At 70.6% G+C, this 19982-nt stretch carries 19 protein-coding genes; 13 read left to right on the top strand and 6 right to left on the bottom strand.

Annotation, left to right across the window (positions count from 1 at the left end; translation table 11 throughout):
* The first annotated feature begins 20 nt into the window (after window positions 1-20).
* Window positions 21-416: a cold-shock protein gene (locus KIK09_RS49000; RefSeq protein WP_214326450.1), complete on the top strand. Its 396-nt coding sequence runs from the start codon at window positions 21-23 to the stop codon at window positions 414-416.
* On the opposite strand, the gene KIK09_RS48995 is transcribed toward KIK09_RS49000, so the two are convergent.
* Complete coding sequence (locus tag KIK09_RS48995) at window positions 413-1912, bottom strand: MFS transporter (RefSeq protein ID WP_214326449.1); 1500 nt, start codon at window positions 1910-1912, stop codon at window positions 413-415. The genes KIK09_RS49000 and KIK09_RS48995 overlap by 4 nt on opposite strands.
* Before the next feature lie 272 nt (window positions 1913-2184).
* Here KIK09_RS48995 and KIK09_RS48990 point away from each other — a divergent pair, with 272 nt between their 5' ends.
* On the top strand, window positions 2185-3000 hold the full coding sequence (locus KIK09_RS48990) for a DUF3027 domain-containing protein (RefSeq protein WP_214326448.1): 816 nt from the start codon (window positions 2185-2187) through the stop codon (window positions 2998-3000).
* A 102-nt stretch (window positions 3001-3102) separates the two neighbouring features.
* Complete coding sequence (locus KIK09_RS48985; RefSeq protein ID WP_214326506.1) at window positions 3103-6102, top strand: sacsin N-terminal ATP-binding-like domain-containing protein; 3000 nt, start codon at window positions 3103-3105, stop codon at window positions 6100-6102.
* Window positions 6103-6150: 48 nt separating this feature from the next.
* Here the strand turns inward: KIK09_RS48985 and KIK09_RS48980 are convergent, their stop codons facing one another.
* Together KIK09_RS48980 and KIK09_RS48975 are read right to left on the bottom strand one after the other, a co-directional pair.
* Window positions 6151-7647: an alpha/beta hydrolase gene (locus KIK09_RS48980; protein ID WP_214326447.1), complete on the bottom strand. Its 1497-nt coding sequence runs from the start codon at window positions 7645-7647 to the stop codon at window positions 6151-6153.
* A 69-nt stretch (window positions 7648-7716) separates the two neighbouring features.
* The gene (locus tag KIK09_RS48975; RefSeq protein WP_308164752.1) at window positions 7717-7932 is read right to left on the bottom strand and encodes a DUF2530 domain-containing protein; all 216 of its coding nucleotides are present in this window, start codon (window positions 7930-7932) and stop codon (window positions 7717-7719) included.
* 131 nt (window positions 7933-8063) lie between these two features.
* Between KIK09_RS48975 and KIK09_RS48970 the strand changes: the two genes are divergently transcribed.
* The 5 genes from KIK09_RS48970 (at window position 8064) to thpR (ending at window position 12074) form a co-directional block, all read left to right on the top strand.
* Window positions 8064-9446 carry an NCS2 family permease gene (locus KIK09_RS48970; protein ID WP_308164759.1) on the top strand — a complete coding sequence of 461 codons (1383 nt, stop codon included), beginning with the start codon at window positions 8064-8066 and terminating at the stop codon, window positions 9444-9446.
* Between the two features lie 94 nt (window positions 9447-9540).
* Window positions 9541-9993, top strand: a complete 453-nt coding sequence (locus tag KIK09_RS48965) for a MarR family winged helix-turn-helix transcriptional regulator (RefSeq protein ID WP_214326445.1) — start codon at window positions 9541-9543, stop codon at window positions 9991-9993.
* A 23-nt stretch (window positions 9994-10016) separates the two neighbouring features.
* On the top strand, window positions 10017-11240 hold the full coding sequence (locus tag KIK09_RS48960) for an MFS transporter (protein WP_214326444.1): 1224 nt from the start codon (window positions 10017-10019) through the stop codon (window positions 11238-11240).
* 22 nt (window positions 11241-11262) lie between these two features.
* On the top strand, window positions 11263-11532 hold the full coding sequence (locus KIK09_RS48955) for a hypothetical protein (protein WP_214326443.1): 270 nt from the start codon (window positions 11263-11265) through the stop codon (window positions 11530-11532).
* Complete coding sequence (gene thpR, locus KIK09_RS48950; RefSeq protein WP_214326442.1) at window positions 11529-12074, top strand: RNA 2',3'-cyclic phosphodiesterase; 546 nt, start codon at window positions 11529-11531, stop codon at window positions 12072-12074. The genes KIK09_RS48955 and thpR overlap by 4 nt, the downstream gene beginning before the upstream one ends.
* A 151-nt stretch (window positions 12075-12225) precedes the next feature.
* Here the strand turns inward: thpR and KIK09_RS48945 are convergent, their stop codons facing one another.
* Complete coding sequence (locus tag KIK09_RS48945) at window positions 12226-13194, bottom strand: aldo/keto reductase (protein WP_214326441.1); 969 nt, start codon at window positions 13192-13194, stop codon at window positions 12226-12228.
* Window positions 13195-13280: 86 nt separating this feature from the next.
* Between KIK09_RS48945 and KIK09_RS48940 the strand changes: the two genes are divergently transcribed.
* Window positions 13281-14273 (top strand): hypothetical protein, encoded by a 993-nt coding sequence (locus tag KIK09_RS48940; RefSeq protein WP_250575016.1) that lies wholly within the window; start codon window positions 13281-13283, stop codon window positions 14271-14273.
* A gap of 156 nt (window positions 14274-14429) precedes the next feature.
* On the opposite strand, the gene KIK09_RS48935 is transcribed toward KIK09_RS48940, so the two are convergent.
* Both KIK09_RS48935 and KIK09_RS48930 read right to left on the bottom strand, forming a co-directional pair.
* On the bottom strand, window positions 14430-14801 hold the full coding sequence (locus KIK09_RS48935) for a hypothetical protein (RefSeq protein ID WP_214326439.1): 372 nt from the start codon (window positions 14799-14801) through the stop codon (window positions 14430-14432).
* 30 nt (window positions 14802-14831) lie between these two features.
* Window positions 14832-15572 carry a TetR/AcrR family transcriptional regulator gene (locus tag KIK09_RS48930; protein WP_214326438.1) on the bottom strand — a complete coding sequence of 247 codons (741 nt, stop codon included), beginning with the start codon at window positions 15570-15572 and terminating at the stop codon, window positions 14832-14834.
* Window positions 15573-15665: 93 nt separating this feature from the next.
* On the opposite strand from KIK09_RS48930, the gene KIK09_RS48925 reads away from it, so the two are divergent.
* The 4 genes from KIK09_RS48925 to KIK09_RS48910 are packed head-to-tail and all read left to right on the top strand — an operon-like array spanning window position 15666 to window position 19967.
* Complete coding sequence (locus KIK09_RS48925) at window positions 15666-16661, top strand: SDR family NAD(P)-dependent oxidoreductase (protein ID WP_214326437.1); 996 nt, start codon at window positions 15666-15668, stop codon at window positions 16659-16661.
* Window positions 16658-17845: an L-2-hydroxyglutarate dehydrogenase gene (gene lhgD, locus KIK09_RS48920; RefSeq protein WP_308164751.1), complete on the top strand. Its 1188-nt coding sequence runs from the start codon at window positions 16658-16660 to the stop codon at window positions 17843-17845. The genes KIK09_RS48925 and lhgD overlap by 4 nt, the downstream gene beginning before the upstream one ends.
* A 17-nt stretch (window positions 17846-17862) precedes the next feature.
* Window positions 17863-18555 (top strand): response regulator transcription factor, encoded by a 693-nt coding sequence (locus KIK09_RS48915; RefSeq protein WP_214326436.1) that lies wholly within the window; start codon window positions 17863-17865, stop codon window positions 18553-18555.
* Window positions 18555-19967: a sensor histidine kinase gene (locus tag KIK09_RS48910; protein ID WP_214326435.1), complete on the top strand. Its 1413-nt coding sequence runs from the start codon at window positions 18555-18557 to the stop codon at window positions 19965-19967. The genes KIK09_RS48915 and KIK09_RS48910 overlap by 1 nt, the downstream gene beginning before the upstream one ends.
* Window positions 19968-19982 lie beyond the last annotated feature (15 nt).

Raw genomic sequence — 19982 nt, 5'->3', positions numbered from 1 at the left:
GTTTGAACGAGGTCTGTCACGTGCCGAGTGGCAAGGTCAAGTGGTACGACGCCGACAAGGGTTTCGGCTTCCTCACCCGTGACGACGGTGGTGAGGTCTTCGTGCATTCCTCCGCGCTTCCCAGCGGGGCCGCTCCGCTCAAGCCCGGCCAGAAGGTCGAGTTCGGCGTGGCAGAGGGCCGCCGCGGCCAGCAGGCGCTCTCGGTCAGGATCCTCGATCAACCCCCCACCCTCGCCAAGGTCAAGCCCAAGGCCAAGCGCAAGAAGCCGGACGAGATGGTCGTCATCGTGGAAGACCTGATCAAGCTGCTCGACGACGTCTCCACCTCCTACCAGCGGGGCAAGCACCCCGAGGCGGCGCACGCCAAGAAGATCGCCCAGGTGCTCCGCGCGGTGGCCGACGACCTGGACGCCTAGCCCTGCGGGTTGCCGAGCGGCTCGGGCGGGTTGCCGAGCGGCTCGGTCCGCTCGGCGACCTCGCGCTTGATCCGGGCGTTCACCGCCCGGATCCGCCGCCTGCGCTTGACCAGCAGCCACACCAGGCCCGCGGTCAGCACCACGGCCAGCGTGATCAGCCCCGCCATGCCGCTCTCGGTCAGCGAGAGCAGCAGCCCGATCAGCCCGCCGAACACCCAGGACAGCTGCAGGATCGCCTCGGTCACGCCGAACGTGGACGAGCGCACCTCCTCGCCGATCTCCTGCTGCACGATCGCGTCCAGCGCCAGCTTGCCCAGGCCCGAGGCGAACGCGGTGATGAACGAGATCGCCACCGCCGCCCACAGGCTGAAGAAGATCGCGGTGGCGATCGCGGTCACCACCGTGACGGCCAGCGTGAGCAGGGTGATGAGCTGCGGCGAGTGGTTGCGCGACCAGTTCGCCACGGCCGCGCCCACCAGGCCGCCCACCCCCGCCGCGACCGCCAGCAGCCCGATCGTCACCTTGACGTCGAAGAACGTGTCGCGCACGAGCAGCCAGGGCGCTCCCTTGTCCTGGACCATGAACAGCAGGAAGAACAGCAGGAACCCGGAGAACAGCCGGATCAGCAGGTTCGCGCCGACCGCCTCGCCCACCACGGGGCCGACCTTCAGCAGGGTGCGCCAGCGCTGCGCCCTGCCCTCCGCCGGCTGCTCCTCCTCCACGTCGGGTGAGTCCACGTGCCGCGGCAGCCGTACCGCGAAGACCCCGACCAGCAGGAAGGCGATCATCGCGATGCGCAGCATGGCGGCGCTGCCCAGCCAGGCGGTCAGGCCGCCCGCGATCGGCACGGCGATGCCCGCCGAGACCAGGATGAACAGCGTGACGCGGGCGTTGGCCGAGACCAGCGTGATGTCGGCGGGCAGCACGCTCGGCATGATCGCCGCCCGGGAGACGTTGTAGGCCTTGGAGAGCACCAGCACGCCAAGCGCCCCAGCGAACAGCGTGACCAGGTCGTTCGGGCCGACGGCCGCGGCCATGGCGAAGCACAGCAGCCCGCGGCCGAACAGCGTGCCCGCCATCACGAAGCGGCGGCCGGACCTGAACCGGTCGAGGATCGGCCCGACGAACGGCGCGAGCAGTGCGAACGGGATCATCGTGATGACCAGGTACAGCGCCACGGGCCCGCGGGCCTCGCCGACCGGCAGCCCGAAGAAGACCGTGCTCGCCAGCGCCACCGTGACCAGCGCGTCGCCGGCGCTCTCGCCGGCGCTCAGCTCGATCAGCCGGCCCAGCCCGGTGCGGTCGGCGCCGTTGGCGTAGGTGACCTTCCTGGTGGCGCGGCCGACCCGCTGCGCGCCTCTGGCCGTGGCCTGGCCCGCTCGCTTGGTGCCGACCGCGGTGGCCTTGCCCGCGCGGAACGTCGCGCGGCCGGCGTCGGCGACTCCGCGCCCGACGCGCCGCGAGATCTCGCGCGCTTGATCCCAGCCACCCTCCACAGCTACCAGTCTTACCCGATCCAAGGCCGATCTCGTACGGCGAGCCACCCCTCCGGCCGCCCGCCGCACTCCGGCCGAGGACCCGCGACCGGCGCTTGCGGCGAGTCGGTGCCGCCTGCCCGCCGCCACGGCGCACGTGAGCCGTCCGGGTGGGATCCGGGTCGCTCGCCGTACAGGATCTGGAACGGGTTGGGCACTGTCGGCACCGGCAGGTCCTGGGATGGGTGAGAATGAAGTGTGAGCGAACTGCACCTTTCGGCAGAGGCGGCCCGATGACCCGGACCAGGACTCGCGCCGCCGTGCCCGACCAGGCCTGTGCCGCCGCCGTGGAGCTCGCACGCGAGGCCGCTCTCGAACTCGCCTCGCCAGGCGAGCCGGGTGAGCACCTCGGCTTCGAGGCCGAGGGCGACCGCATCGTCACCCATTACTTCGCCTGCCTCGACCGGGCCTACCGCGGCTGGCGGTGGGCGGTGACCGTCACGCGCGCCTCCCGCGCCAAGAACGTGACGGTCAGCGAGGCCGTGCTGCTGCCGGGCACCGGTGCCCTGCTCGCCCCGGAATGGCTGCCGTGGAGCGAGCGGCTGCGCCCCGGCGACCTGGGCGTGGGCGACCTGCTGCCCACCCCGGAGGACGACGACCGGCTGGCGCCGGGTTTCACCGAGTCCGACGACGACGTCGATCGCCAGCAGATTTTCGAGTACGGCCTGGGCCGAGCCCGTGTGCTCTCGGCCATCGGCAGAGACAGAGCGGCCAGGCGCTGGCACTCTGGCGAGCACGGGCCGCACACGCCGATCGCACACGCCGCGCCCGCGCAGTGTTCCACCTGCGGCTTCTACTGGCTGCTCGCGGGTGGGCTCCGGCAGATGTTCGGAGTGTGCACCAATGAGTACGCCCCCGACGACGGCAAGGTGGTGGCCGCCGACCACGGCTGCGGCGCCCACTCCGAGGCAGCGGTCATGCCGCCGACGGCCGAGGCGGCCTCGCCCATCCTCGACGACCTGGGCTTCGACCTGATGGAGGAGGAGGCCCCCGCGGTCGAGGAGGGCTCGGTCGACGAGTCGGCCATCGAGGAGCTCGGCCACTCCTGACCCGCCTCGCGCGCGGTGGAAAAGGGTGTCGGTGGGGGCCGCTAGGGTACGTGAGCCCCCTACGCACATTGGAGGACCGTGGACACCTTCGGCACCGACCGGATGCGGGCAGCAGTGCTCGCCGCCTGGACGGCCTCGCCCGCCCGATTTCGCGAGGACGCCAACGCCGAGGAGGATTTCGCCCTCGGCGGTTACCGCGACCGGTTGATCGTGGAGCTCGCGCAGAACGCGGCCGACGCCGCGCTGCGCGCCGGAGTTCCCGGGGTGCTCCGGCTGACGCTCCGCGACGGGGTGCTGACGGCCGCCAACACGGGCGCGCCGCTCGACGCGACCGGCGTGGAAGGGTTGTCGACGCTGCGGGTCTCCGGCAAGCGTGACGAGGCGGGCGCGGCCGGCCGCTTCGGTGTCGGCTTCGCGGCGATCGTCTCGGTGTGCGACGAGCCGATGATCGGGTCGCGGGAGTCCGGGTTCGTCCGCTGGTCCCGCGCTGAGACGGCCGACCTGGTCGCCTCGGTGCCCGCCCTGTCGGCGGAGCTCACCTCGCGCTCCGGCCACGTGCCGCTGCTGCGCCTGCCGTTCCCCGCCGACCCCGTCGACGTCCCCGACGGCTTCGACACCCTCGTACGGCTGCCGCTGCGCGACCGCGCCGCCGCCGACGCCGTCCGCCAGATGCTGACCGAGACGTCCCCGGCCCTGCTGCTCGGCCTGCCCGCCCTGTCGTCCATCGAGATCGACCTCGACGGCGACACCCGCACCGTGGCCGCCGACGGCTGGCACGAGGTCTCCGACTCCGGCACCTTCACCCCGGAGGAGATCGCCCGCCTGTTCGCCAACCGCCCGACCGAGGAGCGCGCCCGCCCCTTCTGGTCCATCCGCTGGGCGGTCCCGGTCACCGGGCCCTCGGGGGAGCCTGACGGCTTTCCCAAGGCGGTGCCGCAGGTGGTGCACGCGCCGACGCCGAGCGACGAGCCGCTCGACCTGCCCGCGCTGCTGATCGCCTCGTTCCCGATGGCCACCGACCGGCGGCACGTCGCCAAGGGGCCGCTGACCGACTTCCTGGTGGACAAGGCGGCCGACGTCTACGTCCGGCTGCTGCGCGAGCTGCCCAGGACGCCCAAGCTGCTCGACCTGGTCCCGGCGCTGATGGGCAAGGGCGAGCTTGACGCGCGGATCCGGCGGGCGATCCTGGAGCGCCTGCCCGAGGTGCCGCTGCTGCCCGCGCTGTCCCCGCCGCCGCCCGCGGTGCAGACGCCGACCTTCCAGGACGCGGCCGTCTACGAGCCCGACGCCGAGTGGAAGGTCGAGCACCCGGTCGACGAGCCCGACGCTGACGGCTGGGTGGTGCGCGGGCGCGAGGCGTCCGTGGTGGCCGGGTCCGCGGAGCTGCTCGCGGTGCTGGCCGGGTTCGTGCCCGGGCTGCTGCCCGCCGGGTGGCCCGCGCGGCATCCGGCGATGAACGCGCTCGGCGTGCGCAGGGTCGAGCTGGCCGACGTGGTCGACCTGCTGTCGGGCGAGGCCGTGGAGGGGCGCGACCCGGCCTGGTGGCGCTCGCTGTACGAGGTGCTGCCCGCCGACGACCCCGAGTCGCTTGGCGCGCTGCCCGTCCCGCTGTCCGACGGCCGACTGGTGCGCGGGCCGCGCGGCACGCTGATCCTCACCGGGGCCCAGCTCGACCTGGAGGCGCTGGGGCTGCGCATCGTGCACCCGGAGGCCGCGCACCCGCTGCTGCTGCGCCTGGGAGGCGCCGAGGCCACGCCGCGCACTGTGCTCGAGGATCCGATGACCCGGGCGGCCGTCGCCGAGTCGCTCGAGAGCGCCGACCCGGAGCCGGTGGCGCGTGCCGTGCTGTCGCTCGTCCAGGCCGCGACGCTCGCGCCCGGCGAGCTGCCGTGGCTGGCCGACCTGGCGCTGCGCGGCACCGACGGCGAGCTCTACCCCGCCGGCGAGCTGCTGCTCGGCGACGGCGCGCTGGCCGGGCTGCTGGAGCAGGGCACCCACTTCGGGGTCGCCGCGCAGGAGCTCGAGGACGAGTACGGCGCGCGCGTCCTGGAGGCCGTCGGCGTGCTCGACGGGTTCGCCGTCGTCAACGACTCCGACGTGCTGCTCGACCACGACGACTGCGACCACGACCTCGACGGCGAGGACGACTGGCTCGACCACGTGCACGACCTGCTGCCCGATCTCGAGCTGCCGCCGGTGGTGGCGGAGTTCTCCGCGGTGCGCGACCTGGAGCTGGTGGCCGACTGGGAAGGGGCGCTGCGGCTGCTGACCAGGCCGCCGCTGCGGGCGGTGCTGCAGCCGCTGCGCGTGCAGGGCGTGGAGGTCCCCTCCTACACGGCCTGGTGGCTGGGCAACCATCCGGTGCTCGGCGGGCGGCGGCCGCGCGAGCTGCGGCTGCCCGGGGCCGACCCGCTGCTCCAGGGGCTGTACGCCGACGCGCCCGACGGGCTGGACGAGGCGGCGCTCGGCATGATCGGCGTGCGGACCACGCTGGCCGAGCTGCTGTCCTCGCACGGCGGGCCCGAGGAGCTGCTCGACCTGATGGCCGATCAGGAGATCTCCGTCGACAGGGCCCAGTTGCGGGCGCTGTGGATCGCGCTGGCGGGGGTCGACCCCTCCCGGGTGGCGCCTCCGTCCAAGGTGCGGGCGGTGCTCGGCGGCGACATCGTGGTGGCCGACGCTGAAGACGTCGTCGTGGTCGAGGCGCCCGACCTGCTGCAGCTGGTCGTCTCCCGGCCGCTGGTGCTGGCCTCCTACGACCTGGCCGAGTCGCTTTCCGAGCTGCTCGACCTGCCGCTGGCCGGGGAGGTGGCGCCCGGCGAGGTCACCTCGGAGGGCGTCGAGCGTCCGGTGCCCGCCGAGGTGCGCTCGCTGCTGCCGACAGCGCCCGAGACCTACGTCGAGCACGACAAGCTCCTGGTCGACGGCATGGCCTGCGCATGGCGCTACTTCGAGGGCGCCGTCCACTGCTCCGGCCCCGACGGCCTGGCACGCGGCCTGGCCTGGGCGACGGGCCAGTGGGCCGACCGCCTCGCGGTCGCCGCCCTCCTGCGCGATCCCACCGCGGTCCCCCTCCTCCTGGCCGAGGCCGACCTCTCCTGACCTTCGGGGGCCTCATGAAAGGGGCCCCCGAACGCTCCCGAAGCCGGTCTAGACGGCGGGGCAGGTGGCGGGCTTGGCGGGGAGGGTGCCGTTGAGGAAGTAGGTGTCGACGGCGCGGATGACGCAGGGGCTGCCGCTGACGTAGGCGCCGTGGCCCTCACCCTCGTAGGTCAGGACGACGCCCGTCTTGAGGGAGGAGGCGAGCTTGGGGGCCCACTCGTACGGGGTGGCGGGATCGCCCTTGCCGCCGACCACCAGGATGGGGGCCGATCCGGTGGCGTCGATGTGCTTGGGCTCGTCCGTGCCCTTGACCGGCCAGTCCTGGCAGAAGACACCCGCGTTGGAGGTCGTCAGGAGCGGGAAGATGCGGGTCGCCCGGGTGACGATGCGCTTCATGGCCGCCGCGTCGGGACGTTCGGTGGTGTCGGCGCAGTTGATGGCGGTGTTGCTGGACATCATCGTGGCGTACGTGCCGTCGGGCTTGCGGCCGACGTAGGAGTCGGCCAGTGCCAGCAGGATGTTCCCGTCGCCCTTCTGAGCCGCCGTGGCGGCCTGCTCGAGCACCGGCCAGGTCTGCTTGGCGTAGAGCGCGGTGAGCATGCCCAGCTGGGCCAGGCCCTTGGTGAGCTTGCGACCCTTGACGTCCAGCGGCATGCGCTTGAGCACGTCCCGCAGCGTGCGGTCGACGGCGGCGGGGTCCTTGCCGAGGGCGCAGGCGCGCTTGACGCAGTCGGCGGCGAAGTCGTCGTAGGCGTGTTTGAAGCCGCGCATCTGGGTGACCGCCCGCTGCTCCAGCGTCACCGAGGGGTCGAGGGCGCCGTCGAGCACGAACCGGCCCACGTTCTTGGGGAACTTGGTGGCGTAGACGGCTCCGAGGTGCGTGCCGTACGAGATGCCGAAGTAGTTGAGCCGCGCGTCGCCGAGCGCCTGCCTCATCTGGTCGAGGTCCTGGGCGGCGTTCATCGTGCCGACGTAGGGCAGGACCTTGCCGGAGTCCTTCTCACAGGCGGCGACGAACTGCTTGTTCAGGCCCGCGAGCTGGATCGGGAGCACGTCGTCGGAGACCGAGGCGAGCTTCTCGACCATGCCGCCGCACTTCACGCCCGCGCTGCGGTCGACGCCGCGCGGGTCGAAGCTGACCAGGTCGTAGCGGCTGCCGAGCCCGGCGAACGCCTTGGCCGCCAGGCCGAGCGTGGTGACGCCGGAGGCGCCGGGCCCGCCGAAGTTGAACAGCAGCGAGCCCAGCCGGTCGCCCGTCGCCTTGACGCGGATCAGCGCCAGGTCGAGCTTCTCGCCCTGGGGCTTGGCGTAGTCCAGGGGTACGGCGAGCTTGCCGCACTCGACGGCGGGGTCAGGCTTGGCGGGCTGCCCGTCGGGACCGGTCAGATCGGTGCACGGCGCCCACGCGATCGGGCCACCAGAAGAGGAGGGCGTCCCCGACGCGGGCTTGCCGGGGGAGGGCTTCTCTGTGGAGGCCTTCTCTGCGGCCGAGCAGCCCGCGAGGGCGAGCACGCACAGGAGCGAGGTAGCGACGGTCTTCTTCATGGGTAAAAGCGTGCTCGAACCGCTTTTGCCCAGGTAGTAGCCAAAAACAGCGGTTGGAGGTGACTAATGTCAGCTCCGGGACGCGCGTCTGCGCACGAACCAGACACCGAAGAGCCCGAACCCGACCCCGGTCACACACGTCCAGATCCACCACGTGTGCTCGGGCGCGGGCCGGAAGATCAGCAGAACCACCAGCGCGACCGCCCACAGCCCTGTCCCCACGGCGACGGCGGCCGTGTCGTTCGTCTTGATCGGCTCCGGGTCAGGATGCCACTGTTTGTCCACGTTAATCACCATAGCTTCCAATCAGGTCTCGATCCGATCACCTGATCTATCTGAGCGGCCGGGGCTGCTGTCACTCTGCGCCGGTGAGCGCAATAGACCGTTTCTTCGAAATCTCCGCACGAGGCTCGACGATCTCCCGTGAGGTCCGTGGCGGGTTAGCCACGTTCTTCACCATGGCGTACATCGTCGTGCTGAACCCGATCATCATCGCCAACGGCAAGGACATCCAGGGCCAGTTCATCGGCGACGGCACCTCCCCCAACCTTCCCCTGGTGGCGGCAGGGACGGCGCTGGTTGCGGGGATCATGACGATCCTCATGGGCGTGGTGGCGAGGGTGCCCTTCGCCATGGCCGCGGGGCTCGGGCTCAACGCCTTCGTCACCTTCAACATCGCCACCAAGATGACCTGGGAAGAGGCCATGGGCCTGGTCTTCGTCGAGGGTGTCATCATCGGCATCCTCGTGCTGACCGGGTTCAGAGTGGCGGTGTTCAATGCCATCCCCGCCCAGTTGAAGACCGCGATCAGCGTGGGTATCGGATTGTTCATCGCGCTGATCGGTTTCGTGGACTCCGGTTTCGTGCGCAGGGTCCCTGCCGGGCCGCCGCTGGAGATGGGCATCGGGGGCAACCTCACCTCGTGGCCGATCCTGGTGTTCGTGGTCGGCCTGCTGGTGACGGCCATACTCGTGGCCAGGAAGGTCAAGGGCGCGATCCTGATCGGCATCATCGGGACCACGCTCTTCGCCGTGATCGTCGAGCAGGTCGTCAAGGCCGGATCCTCCTCCGACAAGAACCCCGGGGGCTGGCAGCTGAACGTGCCCGCGGTACCGAACAGCGTCCCGGGTCTGGAGAACCCGTTCCGGCTGTTCAAGGAGTTCGACCCGATCGGCGCGTTCACCCACGGTTCGGTGCTGCTGGCCGTACTGCTGGTGTTCACGCTGCTCATCACGGACTTCTTCGACACGATGGGGACGATCGTCGGCGTCGGGCGGCAGGCCGGGCTGGTCGACGAGCAGGGGCAGTTGCCCCGCACCAGGGAGATCCTGCTGATCGACTCGATCGGCGCGGCCGCGGGCGGCGCCGGGTCGGTGTCGTCCAACACCACCTACATCGAGTCGGCCGCCGGTGTCGGCGAGGGCGCGCGGACCGGGCTGGCCAGCGTGGTCACCGGGTTGCTGTTCCTGATCGCGATCTTCTTCACGCCGCTGGTCAAGATCGTGCCCTACGAGGCGGCCGCGCCCGCGCTGGTCGTGGTGGGCTTCCTGATGATGACCTCGGTGCGGGACATCGACTTCAGCGACTACGAGGTGGCCATCCCCGCCTTCCTCACGATCGTGGTCATGCCCTTCACCTACTCCGTCACCAACGGCATCGGCGCCGGGTTCGTCAGCTACGTGCTGATCAAGCTGGCGCGGGGTAAGGGACGCGCGGTCCACCCGCTGCTGTGGGGCGTGGCCGCGCTGTTCGTCGTCTACTTCGCACTGGGGCCGATCAAGGCTCTGCTGCATCTGTAGGGGTTCGATCCTGCCTCGTACGGCGGGTCCGCCCGCTGTACGAGGCATCATGGAATAGTCGCGCCCGGTATATAGTTAGCAAAGGTAATGACTCATGCTAACCAAGAATCAGCCCAAGATGGACCTGCGCAGCGACGCAGGCCTGGCTTCAGCCCTGCGCGTGTCGCTGGCGCGGCTGACCAGGCGACTACGGCGACAGGCGGCGGCACACTCGCTGACTCCCACCCAGTTCGCGACGCTCGCCGCGGTGGAACGGCATTCCGGGATAACCCCCGGCGAATTGGCCGAGCACGAGAAGGTGCAACCCCCCTCGATGACGCGCGTGATCGCAGCGCTCGAGGAGCGCGGATTGGTCGCGCGCACACCCCACCCGACCGACCGGCGTCAGGTGACCGTGACCGTGACCGAGGCCGCGCAGGCATTGCTGAAGGAGGAGCGGCGCCGCAAGGAGGCCTGGCTGACCCAGCAGCTGAAGGAGCTGACACCCGAGGAGCGGTCGATCCTCAGGCAGGCGGCGCCGATTCTGGAGAAGCTCAGCAGGATCTAGAGCCCGAAGATCCCAGGACCGGGATGTTCCGGTCGCTCAAGGTTCGCAACTACCGCATGTTCCTGTCGGGCACGGCGGTCTCCAACGTCGGCACCTGGCTCCAGCGCACCGCGCAGGACTGGCTGGTGCTCGACCTCACGCACGGCAGCGCCGCCGCCCTCGGCACGGCCACGGCACTGCAGTTCCTGCCTATGCTGCTGTTCGGCCTGTTCGGCGGCGTGCTGGCCGACCGGTACCCGAAGCGGCCGATACTGATCGTGGCGCAATCGCTGATGGCGGTGCTCGCCCTGACCATCGGGCTGCTGACCGTGACCGGCGTCGCCCAGGTCTGGCACGTGTACCTGATGGCGTTCACGCTCGGTGTGATCTCCTGCGTCGAGGTGCCGACCCGGCAGGCGTTCGTGGTCGAGATGGTCGGCAGGCGCGACCTGTCCAACGCGATCGCGCTGAACAGCTCCACGTTCAACCTGGCCAGGGTGGTCGGCCCGGCGGTCGCCGGTGTGCTGATCTACCTGCTCGGCGGCACCGGCCCGCTGTTCCTGATCAACGCGCTGACCTTCACGGCGGTGATCTCCAGCCTGGTCTTCATGCGCCGCTCTGAGCTGAACCCGACCGTGCCCGTGCCGCGCGCCAAGGGGCAGCTGCGCGAGGGCCTGCGGTACGTGATCCAGCGCGAAGAGCTGCTGATGCCGATCCTGCTGATCGCGTTCGTGTCGATGTTCGCCCAGTCGTTCTCGATGTCGATCGCGCTGATGGCGCGGCAGGTCTTCAACGCGGGTGCGTCCTCGTTCGGGCTGGCCTCGAGCATGTTCGCCATCGGCGCGCTCGGTGGCGCGCTGCTGGCCGCGCGCCGTGCCCGGCCGTCGAGGCGGATGCTGATCGCGGGGGCGCTCGGATTCGGGCTGTTCCAGGTGGCCACCGCCGTCGCGCCGTTCTACCCGGTCTACCTGCTGCTGCTGGTGCCGACGGGGATCGCGCTGATCACGGTCAACACCGCGGCCAACGCGAGCGTCCAGCTGGCCACCTCGTCCGACATGCGCGGGCGCGTGATGGGTATCTACATGCTGGTCTTCACCGGTGGCGCGCCGGTCGGGGCGCCGCTGATCGGATGGCTGTCGGATCTCGGCGGGCCGCGCGCGGGCGTGCTGCTTTCGGGCCTGCTGGTTCTGGTGGGCACCGGGCTGGCGGTGCTGACCGCACGCCTCATCGGCGCGCGGGTGGCCAAGCCGGCCCTGGCCACCGCATGATCGCTGCGTAGACAATCATGGAATGTGGTGGATTCTGATCGAGGCGAACCATGGCTCCTCCGACTACAAGGAGTGGCTGGTCACTGAGACCTTCCAGGTCACGGGTGACCGTTCGCTCGCCCGGGACAAGGCGGAGCAGATGGCGCGCACCTACACGCCGCAGCACCCGACGTTTCCCCAGAAGCGTTGGGTGCTCAAGGTCAACGACGACCACTGGATGACGATCGTGCAGGGAGCCACCAGGGCCTACCACTTCCGGGTCACGGTCGCCGAGCTGGTGCATGAGGAATGAGGCTCTTCGCGGCCCTGGTGCCACCCGAATCGGTGCTTGACGAGATCTCCCACGCCATCGCACCGCATGTCGGGCAGGTGCCGGGGCTGCGCTGGCCCGACCGGGCCACCTGGCACATCACGCTCGCCTTCTACGGCGACGTGCCCGACCACGTCCTGCCCGACCTGGAGGTACGGCTGGCCCGCGCCGCCGGCCGGCACGACCCGCTCGACGTGTCCTTCTCCGGGTTCGGGGGATTCTCCTCCGTACGGCGGGCCAGGGTTTTCTGGATCGGCATGGCCGGCGACCCGATGAACCGGCTGGCCGATTCCGTGCGGGCCGCGGGGCGGCGGGCGGGAGCCGTACAGACCGACGAGAAGCGCTTCCACCCGCACCTGACGCTGGGCAGGGCGAGGTCGGAGACCGACCTCCGCCCGCTGGTCGAGTCGCTGGCCGGATTCCAGGGCTCGCCCTGGCGGGCGGAGGAGGTCGAGCTCGTGCGCAGCCACCTGGGAGGCCAGGTGCGGTACGAGTCACTGGGCAGGTGGGCGCTGGGCAGATGAGGCGGGGATCACCAGGCGGATGGGCGTCCGCATCCGCCGGGCGGGGTTAGGCTCCACAACGTGGACCGTCCTCGCCCTTGGCTGCTGCCTCTCGTGCTCGGCCTCCTGCTGCTGATCGTCGTCATCGGCGCACTGCTCACCTAGGCCGCCTTTACCAGGCGTAGTCCTCGGGGGCCGTGCGGTGGCCGGGGAAGATCTCGTCCAGGCGGGCCAGGGCCTTGTCGTCGAGCTGGATCTCCAGGGCCCGCAGGCTGCCCTCGAGCTGCTCCATCGTGCGCGGGCCGATGATCGGCGAGGCGACGGCGGGGCGGGTGAGGAGCCAGGCCAGCGACACGTTCGCGGGGTCCTCGCCCAGCTCGTCGCAGAACTGCTCGTACTGCTCGATCTTGTCGCGGTGCTTCTCGAGCTCCCTGACCATGTGGTCGGCGGCCGAACGGTTCTTGTCGAGCTTGCGGAGCACGCCGCCGAGCAGGCCGCTGGCCAGCGGGCTCCACGGGATCACGCCGATGCCGTAGTCCTCCGCGGCGGGCAGCACCTCCAGCTCGACCGTCCGGGTGAGCAGGTTGTAGTGGCTCTGCTCGGTGACCAAACCGAAGATGTTGCGCTGCTTGGCCGTCTCCTGGGCCTTGGCCAGATGCCAGCCCGCGAAGTTCGAGGAGCCGACGTAGAGGATCTTGCCCTGCTGGCGCAGGACCTCCATGGCCTCCCAGAACTCCTCGAACGGGGTGTCCCTGTCGATGTGGTGCGCCTGGTAGATGTCGATGTAGTCGGTCTGCAGGCGCTTCAGCGAGGCGTCGCACGCCCTGCGGATGTTCAGCGCCGACAGCAGGCCCTCGTTGGGCCAGTCGCCCATCGAGCCGTACAGCTTGGTGGCGATCACCGTCTTCTCGCGGCGCTGGCCGCCCTGGGCGAACCAGCGGCCGACGATCTGCTCGGTGGCGCCGCGGCCGACCTGCCTTCCGTACACGTTGGCGGAATCGAAGAAGTTGATGCCCAGCTCATGGGCCCTGTCCATGATCGCGAAGGAGTCCTCTTCGCTGGTCAGCGGGCCGAAGTTCATGGTGCCGAGGCACAGCGGACTGACCTTGAGCCCACTACGTCCAAGGTTCACGTAATCCATGCCTTCAACCCTAAGGACCTGGAGTGCACTCCAGGCCAGGGCTGGCTCGACCGGGAATTGGGCATGATGTCGGGATGGGGGATGTCTTGATCAGATTGTTCGCTGCCGTCGCCGCGACCTGCGCGCTGTCTGCGACGCCTGCCCAGGCGTCCCGGGGGGATGACGACGCCCAGGAGAAGCTCTTCACGATCAGGGATTCGCGGATCGCGGAGTCCAGCGGGCTGGCCGTCTCGCCCACACGCCCTGACGTGTACTACACCCACAACGACAGCGGCGCGGGGCCGGTCTTCTACGCACTGGGGCCCAACGGCCGGACAAAGGCCACGTTCAACGTGAACGGGGCGGAAGCCCGCGACTGGGAGGCCATGGCGGCCACCAAGGACCCGAAGACCGGGCGGGGCGTGCTGTGGTTCGCTGACATCGGCGACAACATGGACGGTGCCTGGCCCGACGTGTCCATCTATCGCGTGATGGAGCCCACGGTGCTGAAGGACGCCACGCTTGCGGCGGTCCGGTACCGGTTCCGGTACGCCGGAGGCGGGCGCAACGCCGAGGGCATCATGATCAACCCGCGGACCGGGCGGCTCTACGTGGTCTCCAAGGAGTTCTCCGGGTCGGTTTACGCCGCGCCCAGGAAACTGAAGACCTCCGGGATCAACATCCTGCGCAAGGTGGGCGACGCGCCCATCATGGCCACGGACGCGGCCTACGCGCCCGACGGGTCGAGCTACGTGATCAGGACGTACTTCTCGGCCACCCTCTACCGGCCGTCGGGCCAGATGATCACCCGGGTGTCGATGCCGGAACTCCACCAGGCGGAGTCGATCGCCTACACGCCCGACGGCAAGGCCCTGCTGACGGGCAGCGAAGGCCTCAACAGCCCTGTCTACCGCGTCCCCATCCCCGCCCGCGCGCGGCCGACGCCCGTGCGCGCTTCCTCGTCCGCCCCGCCCACCCGAACGGCCGCCGACACCACCGACAGTGGTTCCGGGCTCACCGGTCGCGGGCTCGTGATCTGGATCGCCGCCGCCCTGGGCGCGGTAGGCCTCGTCACCTTCATCGCCCGCCGTACGAGATAACTCCGTTCTCTTGTACGGCGAGCCCCCGCCACCGGCCGCCCGCCGTACTCCGGCTGAGGACCCGTGACCGGCGCGTCCGGCGAGTCGGTGCCGCTTGCCCGCCGTCACGACGCCTGGTTCTCGTGGCGCGCCCGGTCGTGTTTCCCGCCGTACAGGTCAGGGGTTGCGGAGGGTTGGGGTGAAGATTTCGCCGCGGAGGGCGCGGTCGACGACCTGGATGGAGCGGGACAGGCGGACCAGGCGGGGGCCTTCCTCGCGGTAGACGTCCAGGACGGCCTCCACGGCGTGTGGCGGGAGGTGGGCCTTGAGGTCGACCGAGGCGCCGCGGTAGCCGGACCTGGCGGCCTCGATCGCCGAGTCGACGTGGTAGATCGCCATCCTGGCCAGCGCGATCGGATGGCGGCGCAGCACCTCGTACGCCCGGTAGTCGGGCGGCACGGCATCCAGCAGCCAGGCCACGGCCGAGGTCTCCCAGTCGGGAACGCTGGGCGGGCGGACCTCGGACGGCCACTCCGGCGGCAGGTACATGCGTTAATCGTACTCAGGTTCGAGTAATTGTCACCGACCCGGGTCCTGCGGCAACCGGGTGGCCAGGCCGTCGAGGACGCGGTCGATGCCGTAGAGGAAGTCCGTGTCGCGGATCACCTGCGGGTCCTGGTCGCGCAGCGAGACGTAGCCCTCGAGCACGTGCGGATGGTCCTGCGCCGCCTGCTCGGCCGCCGGGCGGATGCTCTCCACCCATTCCTGCTCCGACAGCCCGCTCCTGGCGATCAGCGACAGGTAGGACGCCTCGCTGGTCGTCATGCCGATGACGTAGGCCGTCAGCGTGTTCAGCGCCTGCTCCGCCTCCCGTGCCTCGAATCCGGCGTTCCTGAACAGGGCGAGCATGCGATCGTGCTGGGAGCCCAGGTTCGGTCCGAGGTCGGCGAGGCCCACCTGGCCGAGCACGGCGACGAGCCACGGGTGCCGCAGGATCATCGCGCGCAGGCTGTGGGCGCACTCGGTCATCCCGGCCCGCCACTGCGCGGGGTCGGACACCTCCGGCACCCGCACCTCGCCGTAGACCTCGTCCACCACCAGCTCGATCAGCTCGTCCTTGTTGGCCACGTGCCGATACAGCGAGGTCGCCCCGGCGTTGAGCCTGGTGCCGAGCGTGCGCATGCTCAGGGCGTCGATGCCCTCCTCGTCCAGCAGCTTGACGGCCTCCGACACGATCCGGTCGCGGCTGAGCGCCGGCTGCTCGCGTTTGGTGCGCTCGCGGGCCCACACGGAGGGAATGGTCGGTTTGGCGGTAGCCATCTGGGTCCTCCTCTGTCCTTGCCGCGATCAAGCATAGCGTACAGTGTGCGCATATGCGTACGGTCGGGTTGGGAGATGGTGTAGCTTCCTGCCATGCGGGTCTTGGTCACCGGGGCATCGGGCTTCGTCGGGTCGCACGCGACGGTGGCGCTCCTGGCGGCCGGCCACGACGTCCGCCTGCTGGTCAGGAACCCGGACAAGGCCGCTCGCGTGCTGGCCGAGCTGCTGCCGCAGGACGTACGGCACGCCATCGTGCCGGGGGACATCCGCGACAGGGCCGCCGTCAGGCAGGCGCTGGCCGAATGCGACGCCGTCCTGCACTCCGCCGCCGAGATGGGCGTGACCGGCCACGGCGCCGACCTGCGCGGCGCCAACGTCCAGGGCCTGGAGAACGTCCTCGGCCAGGCGGTCGAGCTGGGCCTGGATCCCGTCGTGCACGTGTCAACCGTCGCGGTCTTCGTCCCGCCGAAGGAGCCGGTGATCACCGCCGGCAGCCCGCTGGCCAGCCCGCGCAACGCCTACGGCCGCTCCAAGGTCGAGGGCGAGCGGTACGCCAGGGAGCTCGGCGGCGTGACGATCGTCTACCCGGGCGGCGTCGTCGGCCCGTACCAGCCCACGCTGGACGCGCTCAACGAGGGCCTGCGCGCGGGCCTGCGGATGGGCTGGCCGATCGTGCCCGGCGGGGTGAGCATCCTGGACGTCCGCGACCTGGCCGCCGCCCTGGCCGCCTGCTTCACCAAGGGACAGGGCACCCGCCGCTACCTCATAGGCGGAAATTTCCGGAAATGGCGGGAGGTGGCGGACCTGTGTGCCCGCGTCACCGGCCGCAAGCCCACCACGTTCCGGATCCCCGGCTGGACGCTGCGCGCGATGGGCGCGGCGCTCGACGCGATCAGGGTCGTCGACTACCCGCTCACCAGGGACGCCGCCGACTTCATGCTCACCCTCGTCCCGACCGACGACGCCCTCGCGCTGCGGGAGCTCGGCGTGACGCTGCGCCCCGTGGAAGACACCGTTTCGGACACATTGCGGTGGCTTGCCGCCGAAGGCCACCTGAATCCCCGCAAAATCGGGAGACTGGCGACGTGACGGAGAAGATCGGGGTCATCGGGGCCGGGATCGTCGGCCTCGCCGTGGCGCGCGAGCTGGGTGCCAGAGGCGCCGAGGTGACGGTCCTGGAGAAGGAGAACCGCGTCGCCGCCCACCAGACCGGGCACAACAGCGGCGTCGTGCACGCCGGCATCTACTACCCGCCGGGCTCGCTCAAGGCCAGGCTGTGCCGCGAGGGCGTGGCCCTGCTCAAGGAGTACTGCGCCCAGCACGGCCTGCCGTACGAGGAGGTCGGCAAGCTGGTCGTCGCCTCCAGCCAGTCCGAGCGCCCCAGGTTGAAGGCGCTGGCCGAGCGGGCCAGGGCCAACGGCGTGCCGGGCATCGCCGAGCTCGACGCGCTGGCGCTGCGCGAGATCGAGCCGCACGCGGTCGGCGTCGGCGCCGTCCACTCGCCGCACACCGCGATCGCCGACTTCCCCGCGATCGCGCGCCGCCTCGCCCTCGACGTCGCCGCCCAGGGCGGATCGGTACGGCTTTCGCACCCGGTCCGGGCGATCCGCGAGACCTCCAGGGGTGTGGAGGTGCTGGCCGCCAAGCGCAGGTTCACCTTCGACCGGCTCGTGGTGTGCGCGGGGCTGGGCACCGACGCGGTCGCCAGGATGGCGGGCGATCCCGGCGACGTCAGGATCGTGCCGTTCCGCGGCGAGTACTACGCGCTCACCGGCGCGGCGAAAGACCTGGTCAACGGCCTGATCTACCCGGTTCCCGACCCCCGGTACCCGTTCCTGGGCGTCCACCTGACCCGCCACATCGACGGCGAGGTCCTGGTCGGGCCGAACGCGGTGCTCGCCCTGGCCTACGAGGGCTACAGATGGCGAGACATCCGTAATCTCCGGCAGATCGCGTCCTGGCCGGGCACGATCCGCCTCGCCAGGCAGCACTGGCGCACCGGCGTCAAGGAGGTCTACGGCTCGCTGGTCAAGCGCGCCTTCCTCAAGGCCGCCCAGCGCTACGTGCCGGAACTGGTGTCCGGTGACCTGGAACGAGCCCCCGGCGGCGTCCGGGCTCAGGCGGTGTCCAGGGACGGCGCGATGGTCGACGACTTCGCCGTGGACGTGCACGGAGGCGTCGTCCTGGTGCGCAACGCGCCCTCGCCGGCGGCCACGTCGAGCCTGGCAATTGCCCGGCACATTTCCGGAATTGTCCCAGCACTGGTCAGGTGAGGGCATCCTTGAACGTAATGGAAGCGCGCCTGCTCATCGTCGAGGATGACCCGAACATCCTCGAACTGCTCGCCGCGAGCCTGAGGTTCGCGGGTTTCGACGTGACCACCGCCAAGAGCGGCACGGACGCGGTCGCCGCCGTCCAGCGGCACCGGCCTGACCTGGTCGTGCTCGACGTCATGCTGCCTGACCTGGACGGGTTCGAGGTCGTGGCCCGCCTGCGCGGCGGCGGCGTGCACACGCCGGTGGTCTTCCTGACCGCCCGCGACGAGACCGAGGACAAGATCCGCGGCCTGACCATCGGCGGCGACGACTACGTGACCAAGCCGTTCAGCCTGGAAGAGGTGGTGGCCAGGATCCGCGCGGTGCTCCGCCGTACCGCGGGGGAGGCGCCGGCCGCGCCGCCGCGGCTGACGTTCGCCGACATCGAGCTGGACGAGGAGAGTCACGAGGTCTGGCGTGGCGGGCAGATGGTGGCGCTGTCGCCGACCGAGTTCAAGCTGCTGCGCTACTTCATGACCAACGCGGGCCGGGTGCTGTCCAAGCCGCAGATCCTCGACCACGTGTGGGACTACGACTTCCGCGGCGAGGTCGGCATCGTGGAGTCGTACGTCTCGGTGCTCCGCCGCAAGATCGACAACAGGAACCCGCGGCTCATCCACACCCTGCGCGGTGTGGGATACGTGTTGCGCCTGCCGCCGAGTCCCTGATGCGGGCACTGCCGCTGCGGATCAAGCTGATCGCGGCCATGCTGGCGCTGCTCGTGCTCGGCATGACCTTCATCGGCGTGGTCAGCGTGTCGGTGATGCACGGCTACCTGGTCGATCGCGTCGACAGCCAGGTCGACCTGCTCACCCAGCGCATGGCCAAGCGGCTCAAGCTCGGCCGTCACCCGCCGGGTGGCGGCTCGCAGCTGCTCATCGAGTCGGACTCGATCGTGCTGGTCAAGCAGCCAGGCGATGAGGGGTTCACCCCGCTGGGCAGCGGTGGCCGCGACGTCGACCTCAAGCCGGGCCCCGCGCTGCCCGCCGATCCAGGGCCTGAACCCTTCTCCGCGCCCGCGGTCAAGGGCGGCGGCGAGTGGCGGGTGCTGCAGAGCACGACGGCCTACGGCACGCTGGTGGTCGCCGCCGACCTGGAGGAGGTCAGGGACATCACCAAGCGGCTGGTGCTCATCGAGGTGCTGGGCGGCGGCGGGATCCTGCTCATCCTGGCCGTGGTGGGCGTCACGACCGTGCGGCGCAGCATGCGTCCGCTGGGCGAGATCGAGCGGACCGCGCACGCCATCGCCGGCGGCGAGCTCGGCCGCCGCGTGCCGGACGCCGACCCGCGTACCGAGGTGGGGAGCCTGGCCAGGTCGCTCAACAGCATGCTGGCCCAGATCGAGGCGGCCTTCGCGGCCCGCTCGGCCTCCGAGGCGGCGGCGCGCCGCTCGGAGGACCGCATGCGCCAGTTCGTCGGCGACGCCTCGCACGAGCTGCGCACCCCGCTCACCTCGATCAAGGGCTTCGCCGAGTACGCCAGGCAGAACCCGAACGCCGACCCCGCCGAGCTGATGCAGCGGGTGGAGAAGGCGGCCGGCCGGATGAGCCTGCTGGTGGACGACCTGCTGCTGCTCGCGCGGGTCGACCAGCACCGCCCGCTGCGCATGCGGCCGGTGGACATGCTCGCCCTGGCCGCCGACGCCGTGCACGACGCCAGGATCCTGGCCACCGACCGGACGATCAACCTGGACGTCGTCGGCGGCGCGGCCCTCATCGTCCTGGGCGACGAGGTACGGCTGCGCCAGGTCGTCGGCAACCTGGTGACCAACGCGCTCATCCACACCGAGAAGGGCACGCCGGTCGCCATCCGGGTCGGGGCGAGCGACCACACGGTCTTCTTCGAGGTCGTCGACCAGGGGCCCGGGCTCACGCCCGAGCAGATGGAGCACGTCTTCGAGCGGTTCTACCGCGCCGATTCGGCCAGGTCACGCCGGGTGTCGGGGGAGGACAGGGGCAGCGGGCTCGGGCTGGCCATCGTGCGGGCGCTCGTGCAGGCGCACGGCGGCACCGTCACGGTGGAGTCCGCCGTCGGGATCGGCTCCACGTTCAGGGTGGAACTCCCACTCGCCTTGGAGTGAGCCTTCAGTCTTCTT

The sequence above is a fragment of the Nonomuraea sediminis genome (genome assembly GCF_018531495.1).
GTDB lineage: Bacteria > Actinomycetota > Actinomycetes > Streptosporangiales > Streptosporangiaceae > Nonomuraea > Nonomuraea sediminis.
Note: the sequence above shows the minus strand (reverse complement) of the source record. Positions and strands in the feature narration are given on the sequence as shown.

Bases quoted from the DNA above. Each gene is read 5' to 3' on its own strand.
- KIK09_RS48990 (WP_214326448.1), top strand. From the start codon at position 2,185: ATGACCCGGACCAGGACTCGCGCCGCCGTGCCCGACCAGGCCTGTGCC.
- KIK09_RS48985 (WP_214326506.1), top strand. From the start codon at position 3,103: ATGCGGGCAGCAGTGCTCGCCGCCTGGACGGCCTCGCCCGCCCGATTT.
- KIK09_RS48980 (WP_214326447.1), bottom strand. From the start codon at position 7,647: ATGAAGAAGACCGTCGCTACCTCGCTCCTGTGCGTGCTCGCCCTCGCG.
- KIK09_RS48965 (WP_214326445.1), top strand. From the start codon at position 9,541: ATGCTAACCAAGAATCAGCCCAAGATGGACCTGCGCAGCGACGCAGGC.
- KIK09_RS48960 (WP_214326444.1), top strand. From the start codon at position 10,017: ATGTTCCGGTCGCTCAAGGTTCGCAACTACCGCATGTTCCTGTCGGGC.
- KIK09_RS48955 (WP_214326443.1), top strand. From the start codon at position 11,263: ATGTGGTGGATTCTGATCGAGGCGAACCATGGCTCCTCCGACTACAAG.
- thpR (WP_214326442.1), top strand. From the start codon at position 11,529: ATGAGGCTCTTCGCGGCCCTGGTGCCACCCGAATCGGTGCTTGACGAG.
- KIK09_RS48945 (WP_214326441.1), bottom strand. From the start codon at position 13,194: ATGGATTACGTGAACCTTGGACGTAGTGGGCTCAAGGTCAGTCCGCTG.
- KIK09_RS48935 (WP_214326439.1), bottom strand. From the start codon at position 14,801: ATGTACCTGCCGCCGGAGTGGCCGTCCGAGGTCCGCCCGCCCAGCGTT.
- KIK09_RS48930 (WP_214326438.1), bottom strand. From the start codon at position 15,572: ATGGCTACCGCCAAACCGACCATTCCCTCCGTGTGGGCCCGCGAGCGC.
- KIK09_RS48925 (WP_214326437.1), top strand. From the start codon at position 15,666: ATGCGGGTCTTGGTCACCGGGGCATCGGGCTTCGTCGGGTCGCACGCG.
- KIK09_RS48915 (WP_214326436.1), top strand. From the start codon at position 17,863: ATGGAAGCGCGCCTGCTCATCGTCGAGGATGACCCGAACATCCTCGAA.
- KIK09_RS48910 (WP_214326435.1), top strand. From the start codon at position 18,555: ATGCGGGCACTGCCGCTGCGGATCAAGCTGATCGCGGCCATGCTGGCG.